1 protein-coding gene is annotated in these 540 nt (G+C 33.7%); it reads left to right on the forward strand.

Annotation, left to right across the window (positions count from 1 at the left end):
* Positions 1 to 540: IS1595 family transposase (locus CF599_RS19300; RefSeq protein WP_121967536.1), on the forward strand; the 540-nt coding region annotated here is incomplete at both ends.

Consider the following 540-nt stretch of genomic DNA (forward strand, 5'->3'; position numbering starts at 1 on the left):
TGCTAATACTTTATTTCATAAAGTTAAGTTTGGTTTACATAAAGCGTTTATGATTGTATTTGAGATGACAACTTCTAGTCAAAGCATCTCTAGTATTCAAATGGGTAAACGTTATGGTATAAGCCAGCCAACAGCATGGGGTTTTATGCGCAAGGTTCGCCTAGCTATGCAAAGTAGTGAACAATATCCTATGACAGAAACAGTCCGTGTAGATGAGTTCGTTGTGGGGGGATATGAACAAGGAAAACCAGGGAGAAGTTATGATACCCAAAAAACTAAAGCAGTGATAGCTGTTGAGTTAACTACTGATAGCAAAGTAAAAAGAGCATATGTTAAGTGTATTGACGATTATTCTGCTAAATCATTAACTACTATATTTGAACAACATATTTCAGAAGATACTAATGTAATTACGGATAAATGGAGAAGGTATAATCCTTTGAAAAAAAAGTATAACATCACTCAAAAAGAAAGTGATAAAGGGGCTAATTTTAAAGAATTACAAGTAGTAATTCACCAACTTAAATCCTGGATTAGGAC

The organism is Myroides sp. N17-2 (assembly GCF_002286775.1).
Taxonomy (GTDB): Bacteria; Bacteroidota; Bacteroidia; order Flavobacteriales; family Flavobacteriaceae; genus Flavobacterium.